Genomic DNA, 26,398 nt, shown 5'->3' on the forward strand with positions numbered 1-26,398 from the left:
TCCGGCTGCGTGCTCCCTCTCGGCTACGCGTTCCTCTCGGCTGCGCGGTCCCTCTCGGTCGCGCGGCTCACCGGAAGCGGCGGCCGAGGAAGGCCAGGGGGTCCTTCTCCGGCGCGAAGGGCGTGCCCGTCTTCCGCGCGCGGAAGTAGATCAGCAGGGACTCGCCCAGGAAGCTGACACCGATGGTGAGTTGGGCCGGCCGCGCGTACGCGTGCATCCCCATGTGCTCGGCGAGGATCCCGTAACCGGCCGAGAGCAGCAGTGACGCGAGGACGACCAGGAATGTGCGGCCGGTGTAGCGCTGCCACAGGACGCCGTCCTTCTCGAAGAGGCGTACCAGGATGCCGCGTGCGGCGCCGAGGCCGAGGCCGAGGAAGGCGCCGGGGATCACCCAGGCGATGTCGGTCCCCGTCACGCCGTCGGCCTCGGTGATGAAGAGGATGCCGAGGCCGGTGAGGACGGCCGGGCCGGCGAAGAGGTCGCGGATGTTGACCGGTTCGCCCCGCAGCCGCTTGGCGATGACGAGGACGAGGACCGCGGCGATGATTACCGCGAGCAGCCAGCCGTTCATGGATTCCCCCTGGGTCGATCGCGCCGGAACGCGTTTTAGCTCAGTCGTGCCAAAAACAATTTAGCCCGGGTGTGCCACAATGGCAACGTGCCGAAGATCGTCGACCCCGGAGCCCGCCGTCAGGCCGTCGCCGACGCCGTCCTGCGCGTCGTCGCGCGTGAGGGGGTGGAGGGTGCCTCGCTGCGCAATGTCGCCGACGAGGCCCGGCTCGCCGTCGGATCGGTGCGGCACTACTTCCGCGACCACGACGAACTGCTGCTCTTCACCATGCGCGAGCTGAGCGCACGCATCGACCGGCGCGTGCGGACCCATGTGGACCGCCTGCTCGACCCGGCCGCGCGGCGGGAGCGCCCGGCACGGGTGGAGGAGCTGATCGGCGAGTTCCTGGCGCTGGACGAGGAACGGCGCCAGGAAGCGGTCCTCTGGACGGCGTTCTGCGGCGCGGCCCGGCTCCGTCCGGAGCTGCGGGCGTGCGCGGTGGAGATGGAGACCGGCCTGCGGGCCCTGCTGGCGCGAGTGCTGCGCGGGGCACAGGAAGCCGGCGGCCTGCCCGCGGACCTGGACGTGGACCTGGAGTGCCTGCGGCTGTCCGCCCTGCTGGACGGCCTCAACCTGCGGGCCGTGCTGGAACCGGAGTACGTCACACCGGAAATGCAGAAGGCCGTGCTGCGCCGGCATCTCCAGGGGCTGAAGGCAGGCTGAGAGGGCGGGACGCGCCGCCGCGGCAATCCGGTCGATGACGCGGTGGTGCCGCGGTATTCCGGTCGATGGTGTGGTGGAGTGGCGTAATCCGGTCGAAGGTGCGGCAGATCGGCGTATTCCGGTCGATGGTGCGGTGGCTCGGCGTAATCCGGTCGACGACGCGACCCGCGTTCGCCAGCATTCCGTCATGGAAGAGCCCCGCCGACACCACTGGCCCCTCTACGGGATCCGCATCCGGACGCCCCGCCTCGAACTGCGCCTGCCCGGCCTCGACCTGCTCGACGAGCTGGCCGCGGTCGCCGCCGACGGCGTGCACGACGCGGCCGAGATGCCGTTCACCGTGCCCTGGACGGACGCCACCCCCGAAGAACGCGGGCGCGCGACGTTCCAGCACGTGCTCGCCACGGTCGCGCAGTGGCGCCCGGAGAGCTGGACGCTGAGCCTCGCGGTCGTACGGGAGGGGCAGGTGGCGGGCCGTCAGGACCTGTCCGCCACCGCGTTCGGGGTGACCAGGGAGGCGGAGACCGGCTCCTGGCTCGGGCTGGCCCACCAGGGTCAGGGCATCGGCACGGAAATGCGGGCGGCCGTCCTGCACTTCGCCTTCGAACAGCTCGGCGCGCACGCCGTCACCTCCGCCGCGATGACGGACAACCCCCGGTCCCTGGCCGTCTCGCGCAAGCTCGGATACGTGCCGGACGGGGTGCAGGTCGCCGCGGTGCGCGGGCAGGCGCGGACATTGCGGCGACTGCGGCTGGACCGGGCGGGGTGGGAGTCGCACCGGGCGGTGCCGGTCCAGGTGGAGGGCTGGTCGCAGGAGTGCCGGGCACTGTTCGGTGGGTGAGGGGGGCGATGCGGGGGCCGGGTCCGGGGCTGAGGGGTCGGTGCCGAGGCCAGGGTCCGGTGCCGGGTCCGGCGTTGTCCCCGTACGGGTACGCTGGCGCCGACTTGATCAGCGGGAGCCGCACGCCGTACGCAGACGCGCGGGCGCCGGGGCGAACACGGGGTGGGGCAGTGGCGGCAGCGGGCACCAGGGGCACGCGCGGACCGGGTACCGGGAGCGTGGCCGGACCGGGCACCGGGAGTGCCACCGGACCGGGCACCGGAAGAGCGACCGGAAGCGCCACCGGACCGGTGACGCGGACCCTCCTGGCGGCCGTGCTCGGCGTCGCGGCGTTCGCCGCCGCCGGCTGTTCGGCCGCGGCCGAGCCCGAGGCGAAGCCCGGACCCGAGCCCAAGCCGTCCCGGACCGCCCCCGCCTGCCCCGAGGGCGGCGTCGCCGTCAAGGGCTCCCGGGTGGACGCCGCCATGGGCACCCGTGCGATGGGCATCACCCTGACCAACTGCGGCAAGCGCCCCTACAAGGTGAACGGTTACGCGGGCGTCCAGGTCCTCGACGAGAACCGCGAACCGCTGGACGTGAAGATCAGCCACGGCTCGGACATCGTGGACGACGTCGGCCCCGAGCCGCTCACGCTCAAGCCGGGTGAGCACGCCAGGGCCGTACTGATGTGGCGCAACCGCGTGACGGACGTGACGGGCCCCGCCGTGAACGGCGCGTTCCTGGCCCTCACCCCGGCCGAGGGCGGCGGCCGCCCACAGCTGGTCCGTGAGCTGATCGACCTCGGGTCCACCGGCAAGCTGGGCATCACGGCGTGGCACCGGGAGGGCCCGAAGCCGCGTACCTAGCTCGGGCCCCGGCCCGCAAGCGGCCCCCGGGCACCGGCCGTGAGCAGCGCCCGGGCCCCGGCCCGTACGTAGCTTCAGGGGCTCTGCGCGGGCCCGCTACTTGTCGATGTCGCCGACCACGAAGAACAGCGAGCCGAGGATGGCGACCATGTCGGCGACGAGCGTCCCCGGCAGCAGTTCGGTCAGCGCCTGGATGTTGTTGTACGACGCCGAGCGGAGCTTGAGGCGGTACGGCGTCTTCTCGCCCTTGGAGACCAGGTAGTAACCGTTGATGCCGAGCGGGTTCTCGGTCCAGGCGTAGGTCGCGCCCTCCGGGGCCTTGAGGACCTTCGGGAGGCGCTGGTTGATCGGGCCGGGCGGCAGGCCCGCGATCCGGTCCAGGCAGGCGTCGGCCAGGTCCAGGGAGTTGTGCGTCTGCTCCAGCAGGCACTCGAAGCGGGCCAGGCAGTCACCCTCCTCGCGGGTCACCACCTTGAGGGTGTCCCGGAGGTCGGCGTACGCCAGGTACGGCTCGTCGCGGCGCAGGTCGAAGTCGACGCCGGAGGCGCGGGCGATCGGCCCGGAGACGCCGTACGCGTGCACCGCCTCGCGGCTCAGTACGCCGATGCCGCGGGTCCGGCCGCGGAAGATCTCGTTGCCCAGGACCAGCCGGTCGAAGACGTCCATCCGGGAGCGGACCTCGGAGACGGCGTGCCGGGCGCGGCCGAGCCAGCCCGCCGGCAGGTCCTCCTTGAGGCCGCCGACGCGGTTGAACATGTAGTGCATCCGGCCGCCGGAGATCTCCTCCATCACGTTCTGCAGCTCTTCGCGCTCGCGGAAGGCGTGGAAGACGGGCGTGATGCCGCCCAGCTCCAGGGGGTAGGAGCCGAGGAACATCAGGTGGTTCAGGACCCGGTTCAGCTCGGCGAGCAGCGTACGGGTCCACACGGCCCGCTCGGGGACCTCCATGCCGAGCATCCGCTCAACGCCGAGGACGACGCCCAGCTCGTTGGAGAAGGCCGACAGCCAGTCGTGGCGGTTGGCGAGCATGATGATCTGGCGGTAGTCGCGCGCCTCGAAGAGCTTCTCGGCGCCGCGGTGCATGTAGCCGATCACGGGCTCGGCGTGCTGGATGCGCTCGCCGTCCAGGACGAGGCGCAGCCGCAGCACGCCGTGCGTGGAGGGGTGCTGCGGGCCGATGTTCAGCACCATGTCGGTGCTCTCCGCCGCGCCGCCGATGCCGACCGTGGTCTCCGTCATGGGGACAGTCTTGCAGTTCGGTCCGGCGGGGGCGGCCGGCGGTCGGGCACCGGCTCTCAGAGGGCGAGCAGGCCCGTACAGGCCCCGCCGACCGGCTGCAGGAGCCAGCCGAAGGCGCCCAGGCCCGCCGGATCGGTCAGCTCCGCCGCCGCGCCCGCCGAGCCGAGGGCCCGTACGTAGGCGGCCGGGTCACTGGACGCGAGGGAGAGCGGCGGGCGGCTGCCGTCGATGCCGAGGGCGTGCAGCGCCTGCCGCTGGGTGAGGTGCTCGGCGCCGGGGCCCGCGCAGGCGTCCAGGGCGACGTGGGCGGTGATGTCGCAGGTGCCGTCCGGTACGGGCGGGACCTCGCGGCCCTCGCGGAAGCCGGTGAGGGTACCGAAGGGCGGGCGGGTGCCGCGGGTGTGCGCGTAGTCGGCGGTGGCGGCGAGGCCGGCGCGCAGGGTGCCGGCCGCCCGGGCCCAGGCCGCGTCCCGCGGGCGGCCGATCTCGGCGCGCAGTCCGGGGGCGGCGGTGGAACCTGCGGCTCCGGGGCCGGGGCGGTCGGGTCCGGCGGCCGTCAGGGGCCACCACCGGGCCAGCCACTCGGCGTCCGCGCCGGTGACCGGGTCGCCGAGCCGTTCGGTGCCGTCCGGGCGGACCAGTACGTGCCGCGGCACGCCGTCCTCGTCGGTCTCGGCGACATCGACCGGGACGTTGTCGAGCCACTCGTTGGCGAACAGCAGGCCCGTCAGCGAGCCGGGTGCGGGCAGCTCCGCGAGCCAGGTGACGCGGCCGTCGAGACCGGCGGGCCGGGGGGCGCGTTCGACGGCATAGGGGCGCACACGGGCGCACACCGGCTCGGGGAGTGCCGCCAGCACTCCGGTCAGCAGCTCGCCACGCCCGGCGCCCACATCGATCAGCGCCAGTTCCGCCGGACGGCCCAGGGACGCGTCGACGCGGCACAGCAGCGTGGCGAGTGCCCGGGCGTACAGCGGCGAGACGTGGACGGAGGTACGGAAGTGGCCGGCCGGGCCGGGCCCGTCGCCGCTGGTGTAGAAGCCGCCGGGGCCGTAAAGGGCCCGCTCCGTGGCGTCCCGCCAGCCGCACCAGTCGTGTGTCACCGCACCACGGTACGCGGACGCGGGCGGCGGCCCGCGGCGGGGAGGGCCCCGTACCCGGCCCCTGTCTCCGTCCCCGGCGGCCCTCGCCCCGGCCGCAGATCAGGACACCTGATCGGGACACCTGATCGGGACACCTGATCGGAGCACCTGATCAGGTCCGCGGACCCCGGTGGCAGCCCCGTCTCCACCTTGCGGAGTACTCCCGTCCCCCAGGATCGCCCGTCCGGTTGACCCGTACACCTATACGGCCTGCCTACGCTGGGTGACGTGCAGCGTCTCTACGACTTCTTCCGCAGGCATCCGACAGGGGTGGACACCTTCTGGGCCGTCCTCCTGTTCGGTTTCAACTGTCTGATGCTGGTGGCGTCGGCGGATGTGCAGAGCGAGCGCGAGACGGGCCTCGACGCCCTCGTCGTCTCCGCGATGTGCCTCACGGTCGCCCTGCGGCGCAAGGCGCCCGAGAAGATGATGCTGCTGTCCATCCTTGTCGGTCTCTGCCAGATCGCGTTCGACGTAGGGCCCAAACCGTCCAACTTCGCGATGCTCGCGACCATTTACACAGTCGCCTCGGGCACCACACGCTGGGCCTCGCGCACCGCCCTCATCGGGGCTCTGATCGGCCCGACGCTCTACGCCGTCCGTTACGGCAACGGCCAGGCCCCGCCCGGCAGCCTGTGGCAGGGCCTGTTCATCATGGCCCTGCTCACCGTCCCCTTCGTGCTGGCGTGGGTGCTCGGCGACTCGGTCCGTACCCGCCGCGCGTACTGGGCCCAGCTGGAGGAGAAGGCCGCCCGCCTGGAGAAGGAGCGCGAGACGCAGTCGCGGATCGCGGTGGCCGCCGAGCGCGCCCGTATCGCCCGCGAGCTGCACGACGTCGTCGCGCACAACGTGTCCGTGATGGTCGTCCAGGCCGACGGCGCCGCCTACGTGCTGGACGCCGCGCCCGAGCAGGCCAAACAGGCGCTGGAGACGATCTCCGGCACCGGCCGGCAGGCGCTCGCCGAGATGCGGCGGCTGCTCGGCGTGCTGCGCACCGGCGAACAGCCCGAGAGCGGCGAGTACGTGCCGCAGCCCGGCGTCGAGCAGCTGGCCGACCTGATCGACCAGGTGCGGGGAGCCGGACTGCCGGTCGACTTCCAGGTGGCGGGCGAACCGCGCCCGCTGCCCAGCAGCGTCGAGCTGACCGCGTACCGCATCGTGCAGGAAGCGCTGACGAACACCCGCAAGCACGGCGGCCCGGACGTCGGCGCCACGGTCCGCCTCGCATACCAGGACGCCGAGCTGGACCTGCTGATCGAGGACGACGGGCGCGGCGCCCAGCACGAGCTGTACGCGGCCGGCGGGGCGGACGGCCTCGGCCACGGGCTGATCGGCATGCGCGAACGCGTCGGCATGGTCGGCGGCAGCCTGGACGCGGGGCCGCGACCGGGAGGCGGCTTCCGGATCAGCGCGGTCCTGCCGCTCAAGTCGGGGCAGTGAGTCGGGGCGGTGGCGCCGGGGCGGGGCTCGCGCGTTGACCGTATGTCCTGTGCCCGTATGTTTTACGCCCGTGCGCCTGCGCCTGCACGCCCGTCCGTCTGCCCTTCCTTCGCCTCCTTCCTTCGCCCTCCGGCTGCGCCTTCCGTCTTCGTGCGCCGTCCGCCCGCTCGGCGCATCCGCCTCCGTACGTACCCTGTTGCCGCGCCGTCGCCGGCCGGCCCTCCCGGCGCCGGGACCACCGGCTCCGCCACCCGCACCGCCGTTGAAAGGGACCTCCTGCCATGACTGTCCGCGTGATGCTCGTCGATGACCAGGTGCTGCTGCGCACCGGTTTCCGCATGGTGCTGGCCGCCCAGCCCGACATGGAGGTCGTCGCCGAGGCCGGTGACGGGGTGGAGGCCCTGGAGGTGCTCCGGTCCACCAAGGTCGACGTCATCCTGATGGACGTGCGGATGCCGCACCTGGACGGCGTGGAGACCACCCGCCGGATCTGCGCGGGCGGCCAGAAGGAGGACGCGCCGAAGGTGCTCATCCTGACCACCTTCGACCTGGACGAGTACGCCTTCTCCGCGCTCAAGGCGGGGGCCAGCGGCTTCATGCTGAAGGACGTGCCGCCGAGCGAACTGCTGGCCGCGATCCGCGCGGTGCAGAGCGGGGACGCGGTGGTCGCGCCCTCGACCACCCGCCGCCTGCTGGACCGGTTCACGCCGATGCTCCCGGCGACCGCCGCCGAGCCGGTCCGCCCGGAGATCGGACGGCTCACCGAGCGCGAGCGGGAGGTACTGCTGCTGGTGGCCCAGGGACTCTCGAACGGCGAGATCGCGGCGCAGCTGGTGCTGTCGGAGGCCACGGTCAAGACGCATGTGGGCCGCATCCTCACGAAGTTGGAGCTGCGGGACCGGGTGCAGGCGGTGGTGCTCGCCTACGAGACGGGGCTCGTACGGGCCGGGGGCGGCGCGGGGGCGTAACGGCGTACGGGGTGAGGGCAGTGGCGGCGGCGGTGGCAGCGCGGAGTCGGGCTGGAGGGGGGCGGGGGTGAACCGTGGTTGATCTCTGGCTGATCCATGGTCGAGCCGTGGTCGAGCCGTAGTCGAAAAGGGTTGGCGTGGCCGCGAGTTGAGTGAGCTGCGGTGTTGACGGGGGTGGGGGAGCGGAGGAGATTTGGCGCGCTCGGTAAGGAAACTTTCCTAACAGAGGGGCCCTCCTGTGCGCAGACGAACCTTCGCCCTGGCCACCGCCGCCGGAACCGCGCTGCTCGCCGCCGCCGCGCTGCCCGCCACCGCCCAGCCCACCACCGGATCCGCCACCGCCGACGCCGTGAGCCGGCCGGGCGTGACCGAAGGCTCGGTCAGCGCCGCCGACCTGCTCGCCAAGGTCACCAACTGCTCGCAGATATCCAACGGCAAGTACCGGACCGACGAGGAGACGCCGGCGACCGTCCCGGTGTGCGGCAAGAAGGGAGCCGTGTTCTGGAAGGCGGACATGGACATCGACTGTGACGGCCAGATAACGGCCAAGTGCAACAAGGACACCGACCCCTGGTTCCAGCCGGACACCCGTTTCCATCAGTCCAACGGCAAGCCGCTGAACGCCGAGAAGCTGCCGTACGTCGTCGTCCCCTCGGTCAGCGGAATCTGGAACTACGAGGCGGCGGGCATCAAGGGCGGCGGCATCGTGGCGATCATCCACAAGAACAAGGTCGAGTACGCGGTCGTCGGCGACACCGGCCCGAACAAGATCATCGGTGAGGCGTCGTACGCGGCCGCCAAGGGCCTCGGCATCGACCCCGACCCGGCCACCGGCGGTGCCGAGTCCGGCGTCACCTACATCCTGTTCAAGAACTCCCAGGCGTCCCCCATCGAGAGCCACAGCGACGCCGTGTCCCGCGGCGACGCCCTCGCCAAGAAGTTCCTCCAGGAGAACTGACGGCCCCGGCCGTGTGCCCGGCGCAGCCTGGCCGCGCAGTCGGTGCCCACCAGGCTGGGCAGTCGGCGCACCCCGGCCGGGCCGCTCGTCCCGGCAGTTCGTCCCGGCCGCTCGTCGGCTCAGCGCAGCACGCCCTCCAGGAATTCGCTGCCCAGGCGCGCCACCACCCGTACGTCCAGCTGGTGCAGTACATACCGGCCGCGGCGGCGCGTCTGGAGCAGCCCGGCCTTCTTGAGGACGGCGAGGTGCCGCGAGACCTCCGGCGCGGATATGCCGAGCGCGGCGGCCAGTTCACCGGTCGTGTAAGCGGTGCGGGCCAGGTAGCGGCACATCCGTATGCGCATCGGGTGGGCGAGCGCATCCAGCCGGGACTCGACCAGGGCGACCGAGGCCGGGCCGGCCGGCTCGGGCGCCGCGACCGGATAGTGGATCACCGGGCGCCAGCCCCGCGCGTGCAGCACGCTCAGGTGCGGCCAGCCGAACGAGGTGGGCACGAAGGTGATCCCGGCCCCGACGGCCGGGTCGACGGCCGTGCCGTGACCGTCGGACAGCTTGTCGACGACGATGCGGGAGCGCTGCTCGTCCAGTGTCACCGCGGACGACACCTCCGCCAGCGCATCGGCCAGGCCCTTGTGGCGCAGCACCTCGAACTTGTGCCGCGCGTCCGCGGCGAGGTGGAACCGTACCCGCTGCCACACGTCCGCGAAGAACGCCTGCTCGCAGTCCTCCAGCAGGCGGCGTATCCAGGCCCGTACGGCGGGCGGGTCGGCCAGCAGCCGCTGCGCGAAGTCGGCCTGCCGGGGGCCGCGCGCGGTGGCCCGCTCCAGCGCCAGCCGGCGCGCCTCGGCGTCCACCAGCGGCGACGGACCGCCGCGGCAGTACCCACTGGTGCAGTTGATCTCCAGCGCGGCGTTCACGAACAGCTCGTCGTCGAGCCGGTCGAGCAGGTCCAGATCCTCGGCGAGCGTCGCACCGGGCTGCCCGGCGGTGTCCGCGAGCGCGGCGAACGGCATCGACACGTCGGAGAACGTCGGCCCCCACAGAAAGTCCGCGTCGCACAGCCGGTCGGCCAGGTCGGGCTTGAGCGCCCCGGCCGTCGCGGTGGTCCAGCCGTGCAGGCCGGGGTGGTGGCCGGGTTCGGCGAGCGCGTGCAGGGCGGAACCCAGCTCGGCGAGCGGCGAAGGGCTGAACACCATCCGCTCCGCGGGCAGTCCCGCGATGTCGATCCACACACTCATGTGCCTCTCCCCGTTCCCACTCCCAGTGCGGCACAGGCGCCGCACCTACCCTTCAGTCCGCGTCGCGGTCCGGCAAACTCCTGCCGCGAGCGCTCGCCGCGCTTCCCGTGGCTCTCGTCTCTGCCGGGGCCTTCGTCTTTCCCGGGGCCCTTGTCTCTCGGGGCCCCTCCCCCCACCCACCCCGATGCCGGTCTTCATCATGCGTGAGCCCATGACCTGCGGCGCCGTCGATTGACGGCTCCTGTCAATCGACGAGCCACCTGTCGCGGGGCGGGCCCACTGTGGTGTCCATGAACGCATCCCAGCAGCACATGCTCGACGCCTACCGAGCCGCCCAACGCGGCGAGAGCGCGCCCGTCCTTCCCGGTTCCGGTGACGTCCAGGCCGTGCGCGAGATACGCCGGTGGCTGCGCTTCCAGGCCGTGGTCACCGCCCCTGATGACCGCCCCCTGGCCCGCTTGCGCCGCGCCGTACGCCGGGCCCTCACCCGACGGCCGGGCCGCCCCGTCCACCCCCGGCAGGCCGCACGCCCCATCCCGGCCGAGCCGCTGCCCCACCCTCCCCTCGATCGGTCCTCCGCTTCCGTCTCCACCCCCACCATGCCCGGTCGCGCCCGCCTCGGCGACCCCTGTGGATAACCCTCGCGCGCCTTCGCCGCCCTGTGGAAAACGCCCGGGGTCACGGCGGAGGGCGCGACCGGCAACGAGCTGGAAACACGCCCGGGAACGCGCCCGGCAATGAGTCCGGGAAAGGGCCCGGGAACGCGCCCGGCAACGCTCTCGGCCACGCGGTGCGAGACGCCCGTCTCACCCCGCGTACGGCTCTGAAGAGCCCCGGAAGCACTCGCGTAGCATGGCGAACGAATCGTCCGGTACCCCCCGCGGACTGGAACGGAAGGCCATCGCCGCGTGAACACAACCCCACCCACCGAGGCCCAGGACCGCCCCGCCCGGCTGACCGTCGGAGTCGTCGGCGCAGGTCGCGTCGGGCCCGCCCTCGCCGCGTCGCTGCAGCTCGCCGGGCACCGGCCGGTAGCCGTGTCCGGTGTCTCCGACGCCTCCGTACGGCGCGCGGCGGCGCTGCTCCCCGACGTGCCGGTCGTCCCGCCGTCGGAGGTCCTCAAGCGCGCCGAACTGGTGCTGCTGACCGTGCCCGACGACGCCCTCCCCGGGCTGGTCGCGGGCCTCGCCGAGACCGGTGCCGTACGGCCGGGCCAGCTGCTCGTCCACACGTCGGGGCGGTTCGGAACGGCCGTCCTCGACCCGGCCACCCGCGCCGGCGCCCTGCCGCTCGCCCTGCACCCCGCCATGACCTTCACCGGTACGCGCGTCGACGTGCAGCGGCTGGCCGGCTGCTCCTTCGGGGTCACGGCACCCGAACCGCTGCGGATGGCCGCCGAGGCGCTGGTCATCGAGATGGGCGGGGAGCCGGAGTGGATCGAGGAGGACGCCCGCCCGCTCTACCACGCGGCCCTCGCCATCGGCGCGAACCACCTGGTCACCCTGGTGGCCCAGGCCATGGAGCTGCTGCGGGAGGCCGGTGTCGGCGCGCCCGACCGGATGCTCGGCCCGCTGCTGGGCGCGGCCCTGGACAACGCGCTGCGCTCCGGGGACGCCGCCCTGACCGGCCCGGTCGCCCGCGGGGACGCGGGCACCGTCGCCGCGCACGTTTCCGAGCTGCGTAAACACGCGCCCCAGAGCGTCGCGGGGTACCTCGCCATGGCCCGTACGACGGCCGACCGCGCCTTGGCGCACGGCCTGCTGAAGCCGGAACTGGCCGAGGACCTGCTGGGCGTGCTGGCGAACGTCGGCGACGGCTCCGGGGGCGCCACACCGCCACCCGGCGATCACCGCGGCAGTCCCTCCGGCGACCACCACGACAGCCCTCCCGGCGATCACCACGACAGCTCCACCGACAACCGCCCCGAAGACCCTCCCGCCGATCCCGACCACCCCGAAGAAGGCGACCGATGAAAGCCCCGCGCACGCGTCTGGTGCACACCGCGGCCGAGCTGCGTGCCCTGCCGGGGCCCTCCGGGCAGCGGGCCGTCGTCATGACCATGGGGGCCCTGCACGAGGGGCACGCGTCCCTGGTCCGTGCCGCCCGCGACGAGGTCGGTCCGGACGGGCAGGTCGTCGTCACCGTCTTCGTCAACCCGCTCCAGTTCGGCGCCGGAGAGGACCTCGACCGCTACCCGCGCACCCTGGAGGCGGACCTCGCGCTGGCCGTCGAGGCCGGAGCGGACGCCGTCTTCGCGCCCTCCGCCGGCGAGGTCTACCCCGGGGGCGCGCCGCACGTGCGAATATCCGCCGGTCCCATGGGCGACCTCCTGGAGGGGGCCAGCAGGCCCGGCCACTTCGACGGCGTACTGACCGTCGTCGGCAAACTGCTGCACCTCACCCGCCCCGACGTGGCCCTGTTCGGCCGGAAGGACGCGCAGCAACTGGCCGTCATCGAGCGCATGGTGGCCGACCTGAACTTCGCCGTACGGATCGTCGGCGTCCCCACCGTCCGCGAGGACGACGGCCTGGCCCTGTCCAGTCGCAACCGCTACCTCTCCGAGGCGGAGCGGCGTACCGCCCTGGCGCTGTCCCGGGCCCTGTTCGCGGCCCGCGACCGGCTCGCCGCCGAGGAGGCCCTGCGGGACCGCGCCTCGTACGCCGCGCACACCGCCCACCGGGCGCACGACCGTTCCGCGGCGCTCGCCGCCCTCGGGGAGGACCGCGCGGCGGCCGACGCGCACGCCCTCGCGCACGCCGTCGCGACTCCGCTGCGTGGCCCTTCGGTGGCGCGCGCCGCGGCCCGTACGGTCCTGGAGGACGCCGCCCGTCTCGACCCGCCGCTGGTGCTCGACTACGTGGCACTGGTCGATCCGTCCGACTTCGCCGAGGTACCGGACGCCTACGAGGGGGAGGCTGTTCTCGCGGTCGCCGCCAAGGTCGGCACCACCCGCCTCATCGACAACATCCGCCTCACGTTCGGAGCGCCCCGATGAACGGCACCGGCCCCACCGGCCCCGGCACCAGCCCCACCGTTCCCGCCGGCAACACCACCCCCGGCAGCCACGCCAGCCCCGACAGCCCCACCCTCCGCCTCCAGGCCCCCGCCCCCGGCTGGTCCATCGAGGCCGACGTCGTCGTGGTCGGCTCCGGGGTGGCGGGCCTGACCGCCGCGCTGCGCTGCGCCGCCGCCGGCCGCCGTACCGTCGTGGTGACCAAGGCCCGCCTGGACGACGGCTCCACCCGCTGGGCCCAGGGCGGCATCGCGGCCGCGCTCGGCGAGGGCGACACCCCCGAACAGCACCTGGACGACACCCTCGTCGCGGGCGCCGGCCTGTGCGACGCGACCGCCGTACGGACCCTGGTCTGCGAAGGCCCGGACGCCGTCCGCCGCCTCATCGCCACCGGAGCGCGCTTCGACACCGCGCCCGGCAGCGACGAGATAGCCCTCACCCGTGAAGGCGGGCACCACCGCCGCCGCATAGCGCACGCGGGCGGCGACGCGACCGGAGCCGAGATCTCCCGCGCCCTGGTGGCGGCGGTCCGCTCCCAGGGCCTGCGCACCGTCGAGAACGCCCTCGTCCTCGACCTGCTCACGGACGCCGAGGGCCGTACGGCCGGTGTCACCCTGCACGTGATGGGGGAGGGCCAGCACGACGGCGTGGGCGCCGTGCACGCCCCTGCGGTGGTGCTGGCCACCGGCGGTATGGGCCAGGTCTTCTCCGCGACCACCAACCCCGCGGTCTCCACCGGCGACGGCGTCGCCCTCGCGCTGCGCGCCGGCGCCGAGGTCTCCGACCTCGAATTCGTCCAGTTCCACCCGACGGTGCTCTATCTGGGCCCGGACGCGGCGGGCCAGCAGCCGCTGATCTCGGAAGCGGTACGCGGCGAGGGCGCCCACCTGGTGGACGCCGACGGTGTCCGCTTCATGCTCGGGCAGCACGAACTCGCCGAACTGGCCCCGCGTGACATCGTCGCCAAGGCGATCATGCGCCGCGCCCAGGAACAGGGCGCCGAGCACATGTACCTGGACGCCCGGCACTTCGGCGCCGCCATGTGGGAGCAGCGCTTCCCGACCATCCTCGCCGCCTGCCGCGCCCACGGCATCGACCCGGTCACCGAGACCGTCCCGGTCGCGCCCGCCGCGCACTACGCCTCCGGAGGCGTACGGACGGACCTGTACGGCCGGACGACCGTGCCCGGCCTGTACGCGTGCGGCGAGGTCGCGTGCACCGGCGTGCACGGCGCCAACCGGCTCGCCTCCAACTCCCTCCTGGAGGGCCTGGTCTTCGCGGAGCGCATCGCGGACGACATCACGGCCGCGCCCGCCCGCCGTCCCGGCCCGGCCGTCGCGCCCGCCGACGACCCCGTACCGCTGCTCGCCCCCGAGACGCGGCCCGCGATCCAGCGGATCATGTCCGCCGGCGCCGGGGTGCTGCGCTCCGCCGCCAGCCTCTCCGAGGCCGCCACCGCGCTGGCCCGGCTCCAGCGCGCCGCCGCCGAAGCGGCCGCGGGCGCCGGCCCGGCCCCGGCCGACGGTCTCAAGCCCGCCGAGCCCGGCGTCGAGGCGTGGGAGGCCACCAACCTCCTGATGGTCGCCCGGGTCCTGGTCAGCAGCGCCCGGCAACGTGAGGAGACCCGCGGCTGCCACTGGCGCGAGGACCACGCCGACCGGGACGACGCCGCCTGGCAGCGCCACTTCCTGGTCACCCTCCGCCCCCCGCACACCCTGCACGTCCGCACCACCGACACCGCCGCGTTCCCCGCGACGACCGCCGCACCCGCGCCCGAAACGGAGCCGATCCAGTGAGCACCCCCGACGACCTCCCCCTGCACCAGATCGGCCGTCCGGACCAGGACGCGGACGCGCCCCGCGGCTGCGGCGACTCCTGCGGCTGCGGCGCCGGCGACGGCGCGTACGAACTCGACCCGCTGGCCTGCGGTCTGGACCCCGACCTCGCGGCCCTCCTGGTCGCCGCCGGGCTGGACCCCGTACAGGTCGAGGACATCGCCCACATGGCCGTCGAGGAGGACCTCGACCAGGGCGTGGACGTCACCACCGTCGCGACCGTCCCCGAAGGCGCCGTCGCCACCGGCGACTTCACGGCCCGTCAGGCGGGCACCGTGGCCGGGCTGCGGGTCGCCGAGGCGGTGCTGTCCATCGTGTGCACCGCGGAGTTCGAGGTCGAGCGGCACGTCGAGGACGGCGACCGCGTCGAGGCCGGGCAGCGGCTGCTCAGCGTCACCACCCGCACCCGTGACCTGCTGACCGGCGAGCGCAGCGCCCTGAACCTGCTGTGCCGCCTGTCCGGCATCGCCACCGCCACCCGCGCCTGGGCCGACGCCCTGGAGGGCACCGGCGCCAAGGTCCGCGACACCCGTAAGACGACGCCAGGGCTGCGCGCCCTGGAAAAGTTCGCGGTGCGCTGCGGCGGCGGCGTCAACCACCGGATGTCGCTGTCCGACGCTGCGCTGATCAAGGACAACCACGTCGTCGCGGCGGGCGGCATCGCCGAGGCGTTCAAGGCCGTACGGGACGGTTTCCCGGGCGTGCCGATCGAGGTGGAGGTCGACCGGCTGGACCAGATCCCGCCGATCCTCGCCGAGGGCGCCGATCTGATCCTGCTGGACAACTTCACCCCCGAGCAGACCCGCGAGGCGGTGACCCTGGTGGCCGGGAAGGCGATCCTGGAGTCCTCCGGACGGCTCACCCTCGACAACGCCCGTGCGTACGCCGAGACCGGCGTGGACTTCCTGGCCGTGGGCGCGCTCACCCACTCCTCCCCGATCCTCGACATCGGCCTCGACCTGCGCGAGGAGCGCTGACGCGGATGCTGCTCACCATCGACGTAGGAAACACCCACACCGTCCTCGGCCTGTTCGACGGCGAGGAGATCGTCGAGCACTGGCGCATCTCCACCGACGCCCGCCGCACCGCCGACGAACTCGCCGTGCTCCTCCAGGGCCTGATGGGCACCCACCCGCTGCTCGGCGAGGAACTGGGCGACGGCATCGAGGGCATCGCCATCTGCTCCACCGTCCCCTCGGTCCTGCACGAACTGCGCGAGGTCACCCGGCGCTACTACGGGGACGTCCCGGCCATCCTGGTCGAGCCCGGCGTCAAGACGGGCGTGCCGATCCTCATGGACAACCCGAAGGAGGTCGGCGCGGACCGGATCATCAATGCGCTGGCGGCCGTGGAGCTGTACGGCGGCCCGGCCGTGGTGGTCGATTTCGGTACGGCCACGACGTTCGACGCGGTCAGCGCGCGCGGCGAGTACGTCGGCGGGGTGATCGCGCCCGGCATCGAGATCTCGGTGGAGGCGCTCGGCGTGAAGGGCGCCCAGCTCCGCAAGATCGAACTGGCCCGGCCGCGCAGCGTGATCGGCAAGAACACCGTCGAGGCCATGCAGTCCGGCATCCTGTACGGCTTCGCCGGGCAGGTCGACGGCGTCGTCCAGCGCATGGCGCGGGAGCTGGCCGACGACCCGGACGACGTGACGGTGATCGCCACCGGCGGGCTGGCGCCCATGGTGCTCGGCGAGTCCTCGGTCATCGACGAGCACGAGCCGTGGCTGACACTGATCGGTCTGCGCCTGGTGTACGAGCGCAACGTCACCCGGGGGTGAGCCGGTCGAGGGCGGACGGATCCGGCCACCGGGATCGCCCGTTCCGTCCCGGTGCCCGACGGCCCCTGGGGCGAAATGTCCCGTTGAGGACTTTTGGCCATATGGCCGACCTCAAGCGGCTTTTATTGGCTAACGCGAGTTCCGCGACACTTGTGCCGCTCTAATCGTGTTAAGCGGTTTTTGTCCGTCCGCGGCGTAAGGTCGGACCATGCCTATGCCATACGGATCCCGCGGCGGTATGGCCTTCAGCGCCGACGAGTTGCGCGTCCTGCGGCGCGCGCTCGCCGCCGCACTCCAGCCGACGCGCCACACGACCGGTGCCCCGGCGGGCTACGACGCCGACGGCGCCCAGGAGGTCCAGGAGTACCTGCGGCTGGCCGAGGCGGTGGACGAGGCGGCGCGCGAGGGTGGACGGCTGCGCGCCTTCCTCCTCGCCGACCTCGCCCGCTACCGGGACGCCCTGCCCGGCTCCGCCCACGGCTACCTGGAACAGCTCCAGGAGGCCCTGGCGGCCGGCTACGACCCCGCCCCCGCCGACCTCACCGCCCTGCGCGCCCTGTGCCTGGAGCGGCAGGGGCCGGCCGAACACGCCCGCCGCACCGCCCTGCTGCGCCGCTGCGAGGTCCTCGCCGAACGCTCCGTACGGGCCCGACTGCGCGCCCTCCCCGGCGGCAGGACCGCGGCCGAGCCGCAGCCCGCCCCGCGGCCCGCGCCGGTCCCGCAGCCGAAGGCGCCACGCCCGGGGCGCCCCGTCCCCACGCCCGGCGAGGTCTTCCCGCCGCGCCGCAAGCCCGTACCGCCCCCCGCGGCCCGGTCCGCCTGAGCGCTGCGTACTCTGGAAGCCTCACTCCCGAAGGAGGACCCTGGTCATGGATTACGTCGCAGCGCTGGTACCGCCCGTGGTGATGGCCGTGGCGTTCGTCGCGCTCATCGTGACGATCGTGAAGAGCCAGGGCGGCGAGAACAAGTCCAAGGAGGACGCGGCGGTCGACGCCGCGCTGGCCCGCGCCGAGGGCGCCCGCCAGGAGCCCAGGGCCCACGGCGCCTGACCGGCGCCGGCCGGGCCCGTTCCCGGCCCCTCCCGCCCGGCTTCCGGGCGCCGGCGGTGTTCGTCCATCCGTTCGGCATCCTGGTCGGCCTTGCGAACGCACCCGTCCCGTACGGCCCGAGATTGCGCATCTCGGGCCGTACTGCCTTTTTCCGGGGTAAATCAACCGGGTAAGAACCGGCATTCGCGACATCTCCCACTATTGTGCTGGTGTGCCACGACGCTTGGGTGATCTGGAAGACGCGGTCATGACGCGGGTGTGGGAGTGGAACCGCCCGGTCACCGTTCGGGAAGTCCTGGAAGATCTGCAGAAGGAACGGTCGATCGCCTACACAACGGTGATGACCGTATTGGACAACCTCCATCAGAAGGGCTGGGTGCGCCGGGAAGCCGAAGGGCGCGCCTATCGATATGAGGCGGTCTCCACTCGTGCCGCCTACTCGGCCGCACTGATGAACGAAGCGTGGTCCGCGAGTGACAACCCCGCGGCGGCCCTGGTGGCCTTCTTCGGGATGATGTCGCCGGAACAGCGCCACGCCCTCAGGGATGCCGTACGCATGGTGCAGGGCGACGAACCGGCGGAACCCGCACCGGCCCCGCCGCGGCCCGACCGCGCCGAACGGTCCCCGGAACAGCCCGGAGAGGGGGAAGCGGACGCGGGAGAAGTACCCGCGGCGGGAACCGGCGACCCGGGGCGATAGCGTCGCGCCATGCCGCCGCTGACTAATGGACTCACCGTCCGCCGTGCCAGGACCAGCGATGTACCGGCCGTACGCCGGCTCATCGACGCCTACTCCCCGGACGGCATCCTCCTCGACAAAGCCACCGTCACGCTTTACGAGGACATCCAGGAGTTCTGGGTCGCCGAGCGGGACGAGGACGCCGAGGTCGTCGGCTGCGGAGCGCTGCACGTCATGTGGGAAGACCTGGCCGAGGTGCGCACATTGGCGGTGGACCCGCGGCACAAGGGCACCGGAGTCGGCCACCAAGTCCTGGACAAGCTGCTGCGCACCGCCGGCTGGCTCGGAGTGCGGCGCATTTTCTGCCTCACCTTCGAAGTGGACTTCTTCGCCAAGCACGGGTTCGTGGAGATCGGTGAGACGCCCGTCGACGGCGATGTCTACAGCGAGCTGCTGCGTTCCTATGACGAGGGCGTTGCCGAGTTCCTCGGTCTCGAACGAGTGAAGCCCAACACCCTGGGCAACAGCCGGATGCTTCTGCACCCGTGATCAGCGTTCTATGTCCGAATCGCGCCCCTATCTCATAGCTGTGGAAGCAAGCGTTCCCCGGCCGTGGCGCAACTGAACCCTACCCAGGGGTTTGTGTTTTTCCCGGAAAAGCGGTTTGCTTTCCGTCGTAATCCGCATTCGATGAAAGGGAAACCGGTGGCACAGAAGGTTCAGGTTCTTCTTGTCGACGACCTCAACGGCGGCGAGGCCCATGAGACCGTGACGTTCGCCCTCGACGGCAAGTCCTATGAGATCGACCTGTCCGACGACAACGCGCAGAAGCTGCGTGAGTCGCTGGCCGAGTTCGTGAAGGCGGGCCGCAAGACCGGTGGCCGTTCCGGTGGCCGCGGCAAGGCGCGCGCGTCTTCCGGCGGCAGCCCGGACACCGCGAAGATCCGCGCGTGGGCGAAGGAGAACGGCTACAACGTCAATGACCGCGGTCGTGTGCCCGCGGAGATCCGTGAGGCGTTCGAGAAGGCGAACGGCTGACCGCCGTACCCGCGTTCCGTTTGTCTCCGAGCTTGACGACCGCGCAGCAAGCGGGCCCGGTGGCATTCCGTGGCCGCCGCGCTCACGAGTCGTACGAGGTCGGGGGCGCGCCCCTGGCGATCCGCGAGGGGAACTCCGCGGCCCCCGCGCCCTGCCCCTGTCCCCGTGGTGGGCAGAGTCGCCTCGACCTCGCGTCCCGGCTCGGGAGGCCGCACCCACCCGGCGGCCTCCCGTGGACCGGATCCGTGCGGCCACCACGCCTGCGGTGACGGCGGGGGCGGTGCCGGCGCGGGCATCCGATCCCCGGTGCCGCGTGCGGTCAGATCCAGCCCCAGTGAGCCCCATTCCAGCCATTCCAGAAGCTCCGGCAGCTCCTCCGCGGAGCCCGCGGCCACGAGCACGAGCATCCTGGAACCGGCGGAGCCGCTGCGGTCGATCACCACGGGCCCCGTGGGGCCCACCCGCCCCAGCACGGCCCGGCCCGCGTCGGCGGGCAGGTCGAGGGCGTCGAAGCGGACCCCGGTCAGCAGCTCCACCGGCTCCGTGCCGGTGGTGGGCCAGCGCAGCTCGTCCTCGTACCACTGCCGTACGGCGGCGAGGGGGAAGCGGGAGCGCGGGAGCGCGACGGGCATACCGGAAGCAACTCGCGAATCCCCGAGAAGTTACGCTGGGTTGACATACGGGTACGTACTGTCGCCGCGGAAGGGGGTGCGCTGGGGTGTGACGGCGCATCCGACGGCGCGCGGGTGTTCGCCCATAGCGGATGGAACAGGCCCGCGCCGCATGGAGTGTCCGTGGCGGCGGGTAAGACATCCCCAGTGGGGAGAGACGGTGCAGCGGCGTGTGCAGCGCTTTTTCGGAGCGGCGGCGGGCTCCGGGCGGGCGTGTCGGTGACGGGTGCGTTCGCCACGGGCGTACTGGCCCGGAGCGTATATGCCTGGCCTGCGGGAACATCGTCTCGCACCATCGGGTTGGAGCAGATGTCGGCTGTTCGGCAGCAGATTTCCCCGCCGTCGCGGGGGTGATCCGGACGGATGTCGGCAGTTGGAATGAGCTGTCCCGTCCCACGGGACTAGCATGCGGAAGGACAGGGAGGGGACCGACCCCTAACTGCCTGACCGCTCTGAGGAGCGATTAACGATGTTCGAGAGGTTCACCGACCGTGCGCGGCGGGTTGTCGTCCTGGCTCAGGAAGAAGCCCGGATGCTCAACCACAACTACATCGGCACCGAGCACATCCTCCTGGGCCTGATCCACGAGGGTGAGGGTGTCGCCGCTAAGGCCCTGGAGAGCCTCGGGATTTCGCTCGAGGCGGTCCGCCAGCAGGTGGAGGAGATCATCGGCCAGGGGCAGCAGGCCCCGTCCGGCCACATCCCCTTCACCCCCCGTGCGAAGAAGGTCCTGGAGCTGTCGCTCCGCGAGGCCCTTCAGCTCGGCCACAATTACATCGGTACGGAGCACATCCTGCTCGGCCTGATCCGCGAGGGCGAGGGCGTCGCCGCCCAGGTCCTGGTGAAGCTGGGCGCCGATCTGAACCGGGTGCGGCAGCAGGTCATCCAGCTGCTCTCCGGCTACCAGGGCAAGGAGGCCGCCACCGCAGGCGGCCCGGCCGAGGGCACCCCCTCGACCTCGCTCGTCCTGGACCAGTTCGGCCGCAACCTGACGCAGGCCGCCCGCGAGACCAAGCTCGACCCGGTCATCGGGCGCGAGAAGGAAATCGAGCGGGTCATGCAGGTGCTGTCCCGCCGTACCAAGAACAACCCGGTCCTCATCGGCGAGCCCGGCGTCGGCAAGACGGCGGTCGTCGAGGGCCTGGCCCAGGCCATCGTCAAGGGCGAGGTGCCCGAGACCCTCAAGGACAAGCACCTCTACACCCTGGACCTGGGCGCCCTGGTCGCCGGCTCCCGCTACCGCGGTGACTTCGAGGAGCGCCTGAAGAAGGTGCTCAAGGAGATCCGCACCCGCGGCGACATCATCCTGTTCATCGACGAGCTCCACACCCTGGTGGGTGCGGGCGCCGCCGAGGGCGCGATCGACGCCGCGAGCATCCTCAAGCCCATGCTGGCCCGAGGCGAGCTGCAGACCATCGGTGCGACCACGCTCGACGAGTACCGCAAGTACCTGGAGAAGGACGCGGCCCTGGAGCGCCGCTTCCAGCCCATCCAGGTCGCGGAGCCGTCGCTGCCGCACACCATCGAGATCCTCAAGGGTCTGCGCGACCGTTACGAGGCGCACCACCGCGTCTCCATCACGGACGAGGCCCTGGTCCAGGCCGCCCAGCTGGCCGACCGCTACATCTCCGACCGCTTCCTGCCGGACAAGGCGATCGACCTGATCGACGAGGCCGGCTCCCGGATGCGCATCCGCCGGATGACCGCGCCGCCGGACCTCCGCGAGTTCGACGAGAAGATCGCCGACGTGCGCCGGGAGAAGGAGTCCGCGATCGACTCGCAGGACTTCGAGATGGCCGCGGGCCTGCGCGACAAGGAGAAGCAGCTCCTGGCCGCGAAGGCGAAGCGGGAGAAGGAGTGGAAGGCCGGCGACATGGATGTCGTCGCCGAGGTCGACGGCGAGCTGATCGCCGAGGTCCTGGCCACGGCGACCGGCATCCCGGTCTTCAAGCTGACCGAGGAGGAGTCCTCGCGGCTGCTGCGGATGGAGGACGAGCTCCACAAGCGCGTCATCGGCCAGAAGGACGCCATCAAGGCGCTCTCGCAGGCCATCCGCCGCACGCGGGCCGGCCTGAAGGACCCCAAGCGCCCCGGTGGCTCGTTCATCTTCGCCGGCCCGTCCGGTGTCGGTAAGACCGAGCTGTCCAAGACGCTCGCCGAGTTCCTCTTCGGCGACGAGGACGCGATGATCTCCCTCGACATGTCGGAGTTCAGCGAGAAGCACACGGTCTCCCGGCTCTTCGGCTCGCCTCCCGGCTACGTCGGCTACGAAGAGGGCGGCCAGCTCACCGAGAAGGTGCGCCGCAAGCCGTTCTCGGTCGTGCTGTTCGACGAGGTGGAGAAGGCCCACCCCGACATCTTCAACTCCCTGCTGCAGATCCTGGAGGACGGTCGCCTGACCGACTCCCAGGGCCGGGTGGTGGACTTCAAGAACACGGTCATCATCATGACGACCAACCTCGGGACCCGGGACATCTCCAAGGGCTTCAACCTGGGCTTCGCCGCCCAGGGCGACACCAAGAGCAGCTACGAGCGGATGAAGAACAAGGTCAACGAAGAGCTCAAGCAGCACTTCCGGCCCGAGTTCCTCAACCGTGTCGACGACACGGTGGTCTTCCACCAGCTCACCGAGGAAGACATCATCCAGATCGTCGACCTCATGATCGCCAAGGTGGACGAGCGCCTGAAGGACCGCGACATGGGCATCGAGCTCAGCGGTGAGGCCAAGAAGCTGCTCGCCAAGCGCGGCTACGACCCGGTGCTGGGCGCCCGCCCGCTGCGCCGGACCATCCAGCGCGAGATCGAGGACGCTCTCTCGGAGAAGATCCTCTTCAGCGAGCTGCGCTCCGGCCACATCGTGGTCGTCGACATCGAGGGTGAGGGCGAGAACGCCAAGTTCACCTTCCGCGGCGAGGAGAAGTCGGCGCTGCCCGACGCTCCGCCCGTGGAGTCCGCGGCCGGTGGCCCGGACCTGTCGAAGGACGCGTGACGGCCGGCAGTACGGACCGGGCGCCCAGCGCCTGACCGGAACGGCATATGACGCCGCGGCCCGGGACCTGTTCCAAGGTTCCGGGCCGCGGCGTCGTCGTGCGAGGTGATGCCGTACGGGACGCCGGGCCGTGAACGGAAGTGGGTTTCCGTACTGGGGGCGTACCGGGTGCGGCGGAAATCCGTAACCACCGGGATGCCGGGCCTTGCGCTCCGGCGGAGAAGCGGCGCCGGGTTTTGCCCCGGGCGGCCCGGCCAAAGGGAAAACGTCATTCCGGATTGCCCGGGGGCGCCCGCGCGAATACGGACCGGGCTATTCCGAGAGGCCGGGAACTCCAAGGCGATGCGGCGGGAGCAGGCCGGAAAGGCAGGCCCGCAGCCCTATAGGACCGCGATATCACAGCTCGATGACGCGGATACCGTCCGGTACGCCGGTGACATGCGGCAGCCGCCGGCTGACCCGGAGCTCCTCCAGCCGGGGGAACGCGGCCAGCCACTCCATCGAGGCCCCCAGGTCGTACGCCAGCCAGAGCCGGACCAGGCCGTCCGCCGGGACCAGGCCGCCGACCAGCTCGGCCACCGAGAACTCCCCGGCTACCTGGACGTACGGCCGGCCGCCGAGCTCCCGCAGGGCGTGCAGCTCCTCCACGTCCGTCACGGGGAAGAACAGCCCGTCCGGGTCCAGGTGGGCGATGATCTCCCGGGCATAGCGGGCGGTGTCGTACCGCCGCCAGGCACCGGCCAGCTGGGCCCGTACGTCGTGGTACGCGCGCTTGCGCAGCCCGGTCAGATAGTCGATCGCCATGTCGTCGGTGATGGAGGTGGCCGTGACGGCGAGCAGGTACGCCTCGCCGTCCGAGACCTCGGCCGGCTCCGGCAGCATCTCCAGCACGATCGGGCCGATCCAGCCCAGCGCCCTGGCCCCCGCAACCGTGCTGGGGCGCACCATGTCCCGGGTGAAGCGCCGCACCCGGTGGCGCACCTCCGGGTCGAGCTCGGCGGCGTGCTCCACACAGGCCGCGGCGAGCAGTTTGCGGTGCCGGGCCTCCGCGGCCCGGATGCCGGGGAGGGGGGCCAGCAGGCCGTTCAGCAGCGCCGCGCACTCGTCGGGCCGGGCCAGCGCCACGGCCATCCTGATGACGTCCTCCCACTCGGAGAGGTGGGCGTGGTTGAGCAGCAGCCCGAAGTCGTGGCGCTGGACGGTGGCGCGGGCCGCCAGGAAGTCCTGGAAGGTACGGTGCACGAAGTCGACCGTGCCCGGGGCCGGTTCGCGCAGCAGGCCGGTGCGGTTGAGCAGGTGGCGGTAGATCTCCTCGGGACCGCCCTGCCGTGCCGCATCGGGAATGGCCGGCAGGTGCTGCGCGAGCGTGTCGACGGCGACCTCGCGGTCCATCTCCGAGCGTCCGTTGACCAGCATCCAGTGGGCCAGCTTCTGCAGCAGCTGGATCTTGGGCTGGCGCGGCAGGTCGATGCCGTCCGTGGTACCCATGGCCCGCTCCCGGTCCCGCCGCTCCAGCAGCATCGACAGGGCGGCCTCGTACAACTCCTTGCGGCCGTTGGGCAGATAGCCGCGGCGGTCGCGGTGCAGTGCGCAGAGCATCCCGCACATCAGCGGGTTGGTGGCGAGCCGCCCCAGGTCGCGGGTGATGCGTACGGCGTTGAGCAGGGTCCGTTCGTAGTGGCCGAGGCGGTCCAGGTCCTCCGGCTTCTGCTGGGCCGCGGCGCGGTGCCAGCGCTGGATGAACGCGGCGATGTCCTCGCGGCTCATCGGGGCCAGCGACAGTTCGGCGAAGCCGTCGGCGGTCAGCCAGTCGGCGCGTACGGCGGAGGGGCGGGAGGTGACGATCCAGACGTTGCCCGGATACAGGGCGGTCCAGTCCCGGAGCTTGCGGCGCAGCCGCTCGCGCTCGTCCTCGGGCGCCTCGTCCACGCCGTCGATCAGCAGCAGCGCCCGGCCGGCCCGCAGGACGCGGTCGGCCCAGCCCGGTGGCTGCGCCTCGGCGCCCGGGTAACCGACGGCGGCGAGGAAGCCGCCAGGGGAGGGCAGGCCGTGCCGGGCGAAGCGGCGCACCGGCAGGAGGAAAGGCACACGGCCGTACAGGGCACGGCGCAGCGAGGCGGGCAGCTCGCCGCGCGCGGTGGCGACGGCCAGCCACTGGAGCAGGGTGGTCTTGCCGGAGCCGGCCACGCCGCGTACGAGGACGCGGCACAGGCCGGACAGGGCGTGCTCGGCGGGGACGGCGGGCCCCGGGGCGCCGCCGTCCTCGGCCGTCGGTTCGGCCTCGCAGCGCAGGCCCAGGTAGGCGGCGTCCAGCGGCCAGCTGTCCGGGGAGTGCGCGAGGTCGATGCCGAAGATGGTCAGGTGGTTGTGGAGGACGGCGGTGTCGTGGGCGTACCGCGTCTCGAAGGCGGCGTCCTCGGCGGAGCGGGAGGGCAGCCGGGCGGTCAGCGCGCCGACGGCGTCGTCGAGCCTGCCGAGGGCGCGCCGGTTCTCCACGAGGGTGCGGGCGCCGAAGCCGGACAGCCGGGTGAAGAACTCCAGGACGTGCAGCGACGCGGTGTGCAGCAGGATGCCGTGCAGTTCGGCGCCGTCGTTGGTCAGGCCGCGGGTGGCGTCCGGGGCGGCGCGGTGCAGTCGCCGGGCGAGTCCGTCCGCTTCCAGCCGTACGTCCTGCACGAGCTCCAGGTCGAGGTCGCCGAGCGCCCAGAGCGTACGGGCGAGGGCCGCCGCGACGGCCGCGTCCTCGTCGGGGGCCACCGGCCGCTCCAGCTCCGCGCCGGTGGCGCCGGGGAGCGGGGTGACGGCCCGGTCGACCAGCTTGGCGGCGATGCGCCGTACGTCGCGTTCCCCGAGGGTGCGTTTCTCGCCCCGGAAGGAGACCAGGCCGCCGATCCGTAAGGGGCGGTCCACCAGGGAGGCGCCGGGGCCGGGGCGGACGAGGAGTTTTCTGACGAGCGGGGCGACGACTTTCGGAAGGAGCCGGGCCATGATGATCATCGGGTCCATGCGGTGATCCCCCATCACCTGGTCGACGCCGGGCGGGCCGGGCGCCGCGGAGTTCCAGCGTAGGGGGAGACGGGGGCCGCGGGGGCCCGCGCGGCCGGGTGGCGCCGTGCGGGGCGGAGCGTGGTGTCCGTACCGGGCCTTTGGTCCCGGTACGGACCGGCAGAAGTCCCGCCGGGGAGCCGGGGAGAGCGGGGGCGCGGTGACATGCCGCACAGGCCCTCCGGCGCCTACTACGCGGAATAGCGGGCGTTTCCCGGGGAGCGGCGGGCGGGTCAGGGAACGGTGGCCGCCGCGGTGCGGCCAGGGGGGTTCCGGGGTGTTCGGCAACTCCGAACGGTGCGGTGAACCCGCAGGTCAGGGGCGTGGAGGCGGAGGTGTCCGGCGGTCGGAAGAGGGG

General features: G+C 72.4%; 24 protein-coding genes. 18 read left to right on the forward strand and 6 right to left on the reverse strand.

Translation table 11 applies throughout. The annotated features are described in order from the left end of the window. Positions 1-67: 67 nt before the first annotated feature. Positions 68-571 carry a DUF1453 domain-containing protein gene (locus ACZ4Z1_RS10970; RefSeq protein ID WP_468486244.1) on the reverse strand — a complete coding sequence of 168 codons (504 nt, stop codon included), beginning with the start codon at positions 569-571 and terminating at the stop codon, positions 68-70. 87 nt (positions 572-658) lie between these two features. Here ACZ4Z1_RS10970 and ACZ4Z1_RS10975 point away from each other — a divergent pair, with 87 nt between their 5' ends. From ACZ4Z1_RS10975 to ACZ4Z1_RS10985, 3 genes are all read left to right on the forward strand, one after another. After that, on the forward strand, positions 659-1,273 hold the full coding sequence (locus ACZ4Z1_RS10975; protein WP_468486245.1) for a TetR/AcrR family transcriptional regulator: 615 nt from the start codon (positions 659-661) through the stop codon (positions 1,271-1,273). A gap of 187 nt (positions 1,274-1,460) precedes the next feature. Next, positions 1,461-2,114: a GNAT family N-acetyltransferase gene (locus ACZ4Z1_RS10980; protein ID WP_468486246.1), complete on the forward strand. Its 654-nt coding sequence runs from the start codon at positions 1,461-1,463 to the stop codon at positions 2,112-2,114. A 290-nt stretch (positions 2,115-2,404) separates the two neighbouring features. Continuing rightward, complete coding sequence (locus ACZ4Z1_RS10985) at positions 2,405-2,959, forward strand: DUF4232 domain-containing protein (protein WP_468486247.1); 555 nt, start codon at positions 2,405-2,407, stop codon at positions 2,957-2,959. A 96-nt stretch (positions 2,960-3,055) separates the two neighbouring features. Here the strand turns inward: ACZ4Z1_RS10985 and ACZ4Z1_RS10990 are convergent, their stop codons facing one another. Continuing rightward, positions 3,056-4,198 (reverse strand): NADH-quinone oxidoreductase subunit D, encoded by a 1,143-nt coding sequence (locus ACZ4Z1_RS10990; RefSeq protein ID WP_468486248.1) that lies wholly within the window; start codon positions 4,196-4,198, stop codon positions 3,056-3,058. Between the two features lie 56 nt (positions 4,199-4,254). Next, complete coding sequence (locus tag ACZ4Z1_RS10995) at positions 4,255-5,298, reverse strand: SAM-dependent methyltransferase (protein WP_468486249.1); 1,044 nt, start codon at positions 5,296-5,298, stop codon at positions 4,255-4,257. Positions 5,299-5,565: 267 nt separating this feature from the next. Between ACZ4Z1_RS10995 and ACZ4Z1_RS11000 the strand changes: the two genes are divergently transcribed. The 3 genes from ACZ4Z1_RS11000 (at position 5,566) to ACZ4Z1_RS11010 (ending at position 8,703) form a co-directional block, all read left to right on the forward strand. Beyond that, positions 5,566-6,777 (forward strand): sensor histidine kinase, encoded by a 1,212-nt coding sequence (locus ACZ4Z1_RS11000; RefSeq protein ID WP_468486250.1) that lies wholly within the window; start codon positions 5,566-5,568, stop codon positions 6,775-6,777. Between the two features lie 281 nt (positions 6,778-7,058). Beyond that, the gene (locus ACZ4Z1_RS11005) at positions 7,059-7,745 is read left to right on the forward strand and encodes a response regulator (protein WP_468486251.1); all 687 of its coding nucleotides are present in this window, start codon (positions 7,059-7,061) and stop codon (positions 7,743-7,745) included. Between the two features lie 238 nt (positions 7,746-7,983). Further along, on the forward strand, positions 7,984-8,703 hold the full coding sequence (locus ACZ4Z1_RS11010; RefSeq protein ID WP_468486252.1) for a glycoside hydrolase family 75 protein: 720 nt from the start codon (positions 7,984-7,986) through the stop codon (positions 8,701-8,703). A gap of 119 nt (positions 8,704-8,822) precedes the next feature. Here the strand turns inward: ACZ4Z1_RS11010 and ACZ4Z1_RS11015 are convergent, their stop codons facing one another. Then, positions 8,823-9,935: a DUF5937 family protein gene (locus ACZ4Z1_RS11015; RefSeq protein WP_468486320.1), complete on the reverse strand. Its 1,113-nt coding sequence runs from the start codon at positions 9,933-9,935 to the stop codon at positions 8,823-8,825. A gap of 296 nt (positions 9,936-10,231) precedes the next feature. Here ACZ4Z1_RS11015 and ACZ4Z1_RS11020 point away from each other — a divergent pair, with 296 nt between their 5' ends. The 11 genes from ACZ4Z1_RS11020 to ACZ4Z1_RS11070 all read left to right on the forward strand — a co-directional run bounded on the left by ACZ4Z1_RS11020 (position 10,232) and on the right by ACZ4Z1_RS11070 (position 19,335). Continuing rightward, positions 10,232-10,579, forward strand: coding sequence for a hypothetical protein (locus ACZ4Z1_RS11020; protein ID WP_468486253.1), 348 nt, complete (start codon positions 10,232-10,234; stop codon positions 10,577-10,579). A 270-nt stretch (positions 10,580-10,849) separates the two neighbouring features. Continuing rightward, positions 10,850-11,914 carry a Rossmann-like and DUF2520 domain-containing protein gene (locus ACZ4Z1_RS11025; RefSeq protein ID WP_468486254.1) on the forward strand — a complete coding sequence of 355 codons (1,065 nt, stop codon included), beginning with the start codon at positions 10,850-10,852 and terminating at the stop codon, positions 11,912-11,914. Further along, positions 11,911-12,936 (forward strand): pantoate--beta-alanine ligase, encoded by a 1,026-nt coding sequence (gene panC, locus ACZ4Z1_RS11030; protein ID WP_468486255.1) that lies wholly within the window; start codon positions 11,911-11,913, stop codon positions 12,934-12,936. The genes ACZ4Z1_RS11025 and panC overlap by 4 nt, the downstream gene beginning before the upstream one ends. Then, entirely contained in the window at positions 12,933-14,750 is a 1,818-nt protein-coding gene (locus ACZ4Z1_RS11035; protein WP_468486256.1) for an L-aspartate oxidase, read from the forward strand. Before panC ends, ACZ4Z1_RS11035 begins: the two co-directional genes overlap by 4 nt. Continuing rightward, on the forward strand, positions 14,747-15,766 hold the full coding sequence (gene nadC, locus ACZ4Z1_RS11040; protein ID WP_468486257.1) for a carboxylating nicotinate-nucleotide diphosphorylase: 1,020 nt from the start codon (positions 14,747-14,749) through the stop codon (positions 15,764-15,766). The genes ACZ4Z1_RS11035 and nadC overlap by 4 nt, the downstream gene beginning before the upstream one ends. Before the next feature lie 5 nt (positions 15,767-15,771). Beyond that, the gene (locus ACZ4Z1_RS11045; protein ID WP_468486258.1) at positions 15,772-16,569 is read left to right on the forward strand and encodes a type III pantothenate kinase; all 798 of its coding nucleotides are present in this window, start codon (positions 15,772-15,774) and stop codon (positions 16,567-16,569) included. A 208-nt stretch (positions 16,570-16,777) separates the two neighbouring features. Further along, the gene (locus ACZ4Z1_RS11050) at positions 16,778-17,392 is read left to right on the forward strand and encodes a hypothetical protein (RefSeq protein ID WP_468486259.1); all 615 of its coding nucleotides are present in this window, start codon (positions 16,778-16,780) and stop codon (positions 17,390-17,392) included. Positions 17,393-17,438: 46 nt separating this feature from the next. Then, positions 17,439-17,618, forward strand: coding sequence for a hypothetical protein (locus ACZ4Z1_RS11055; RefSeq protein ID WP_468486260.1), 180 nt, complete (start codon positions 17,439-17,441; stop codon positions 17,616-17,618). A 247-nt stretch (positions 17,619-17,865) separates the two neighbouring features. After that, a complete protein-coding gene (locus ACZ4Z1_RS11060; protein WP_468486321.1) occupies positions 17,866-18,318 on the forward strand; it encodes a BlaI/MecI/CopY family transcriptional regulator in 453 nt (150 codons plus the stop codon). A 9-nt stretch (positions 18,319-18,327) separates the two neighbouring features. Then, positions 18,328-18,846: an amino-acid N-acetyltransferase gene (locus ACZ4Z1_RS11065; RefSeq protein ID WP_468486261.1), complete on the forward strand. Its 519-nt coding sequence runs from the start codon at positions 18,328-18,330 to the stop codon at positions 18,844-18,846. Positions 18,847-19,002: 156 nt separating this feature from the next. Beyond that, positions 19,003-19,335, forward strand: coding sequence for a histone-like nucleoid-structuring protein Lsr2 (locus ACZ4Z1_RS11070; RefSeq protein ID WP_073760606.1), 333 nt, complete (start codon positions 19,003-19,005; stop codon positions 19,333-19,335). Here the strand turns inward: ACZ4Z1_RS11070 and ACZ4Z1_RS11075 are convergent. Continuing rightward, positions 19,266-19,967, reverse strand: a complete 702-nt coding sequence (locus ACZ4Z1_RS11075) for an SCO3374 family protein (RefSeq protein ID WP_468486262.1) — start codon at positions 19,965-19,967, stop codon at positions 19,266-19,268. The genes ACZ4Z1_RS11070 and ACZ4Z1_RS11075 overlap by 70 nt on opposite strands. A gap of 508 nt (positions 19,968-20,475) precedes the next feature. On the opposite strand from ACZ4Z1_RS11075, the gene ACZ4Z1_RS11080 reads away from it, so the two are divergent. Continuing rightward, positions 20,476-22,995 carry an ATP-dependent Clp protease ATP-binding subunit gene (locus ACZ4Z1_RS11080; protein WP_073760604.1) on the forward strand — a complete coding sequence of 840 codons (2,520 nt, stop codon included), beginning with the start codon at positions 20,476-20,478 and terminating at the stop codon, positions 22,993-22,995. A 396-nt stretch (positions 22,996-23,391) separates the two neighbouring features. Here the strand turns inward: ACZ4Z1_RS11080 and ACZ4Z1_RS11085 are convergent, their stop codons facing one another. Then, positions 23,392-26,001 carry an NACHT domain-containing protein gene (locus ACZ4Z1_RS11085; RefSeq protein ID WP_468486263.1) on the reverse strand — a complete coding sequence of 870 codons (2,610 nt, stop codon included), beginning with the start codon at positions 25,999-26,001 and terminating at the stop codon, positions 23,392-23,394. Positions 26,002-26,398: the final 397 nt, after the last annotated feature.

This window comes from Streptomyces sp. NPDC030165 (genome assembly GCF_055573595.1).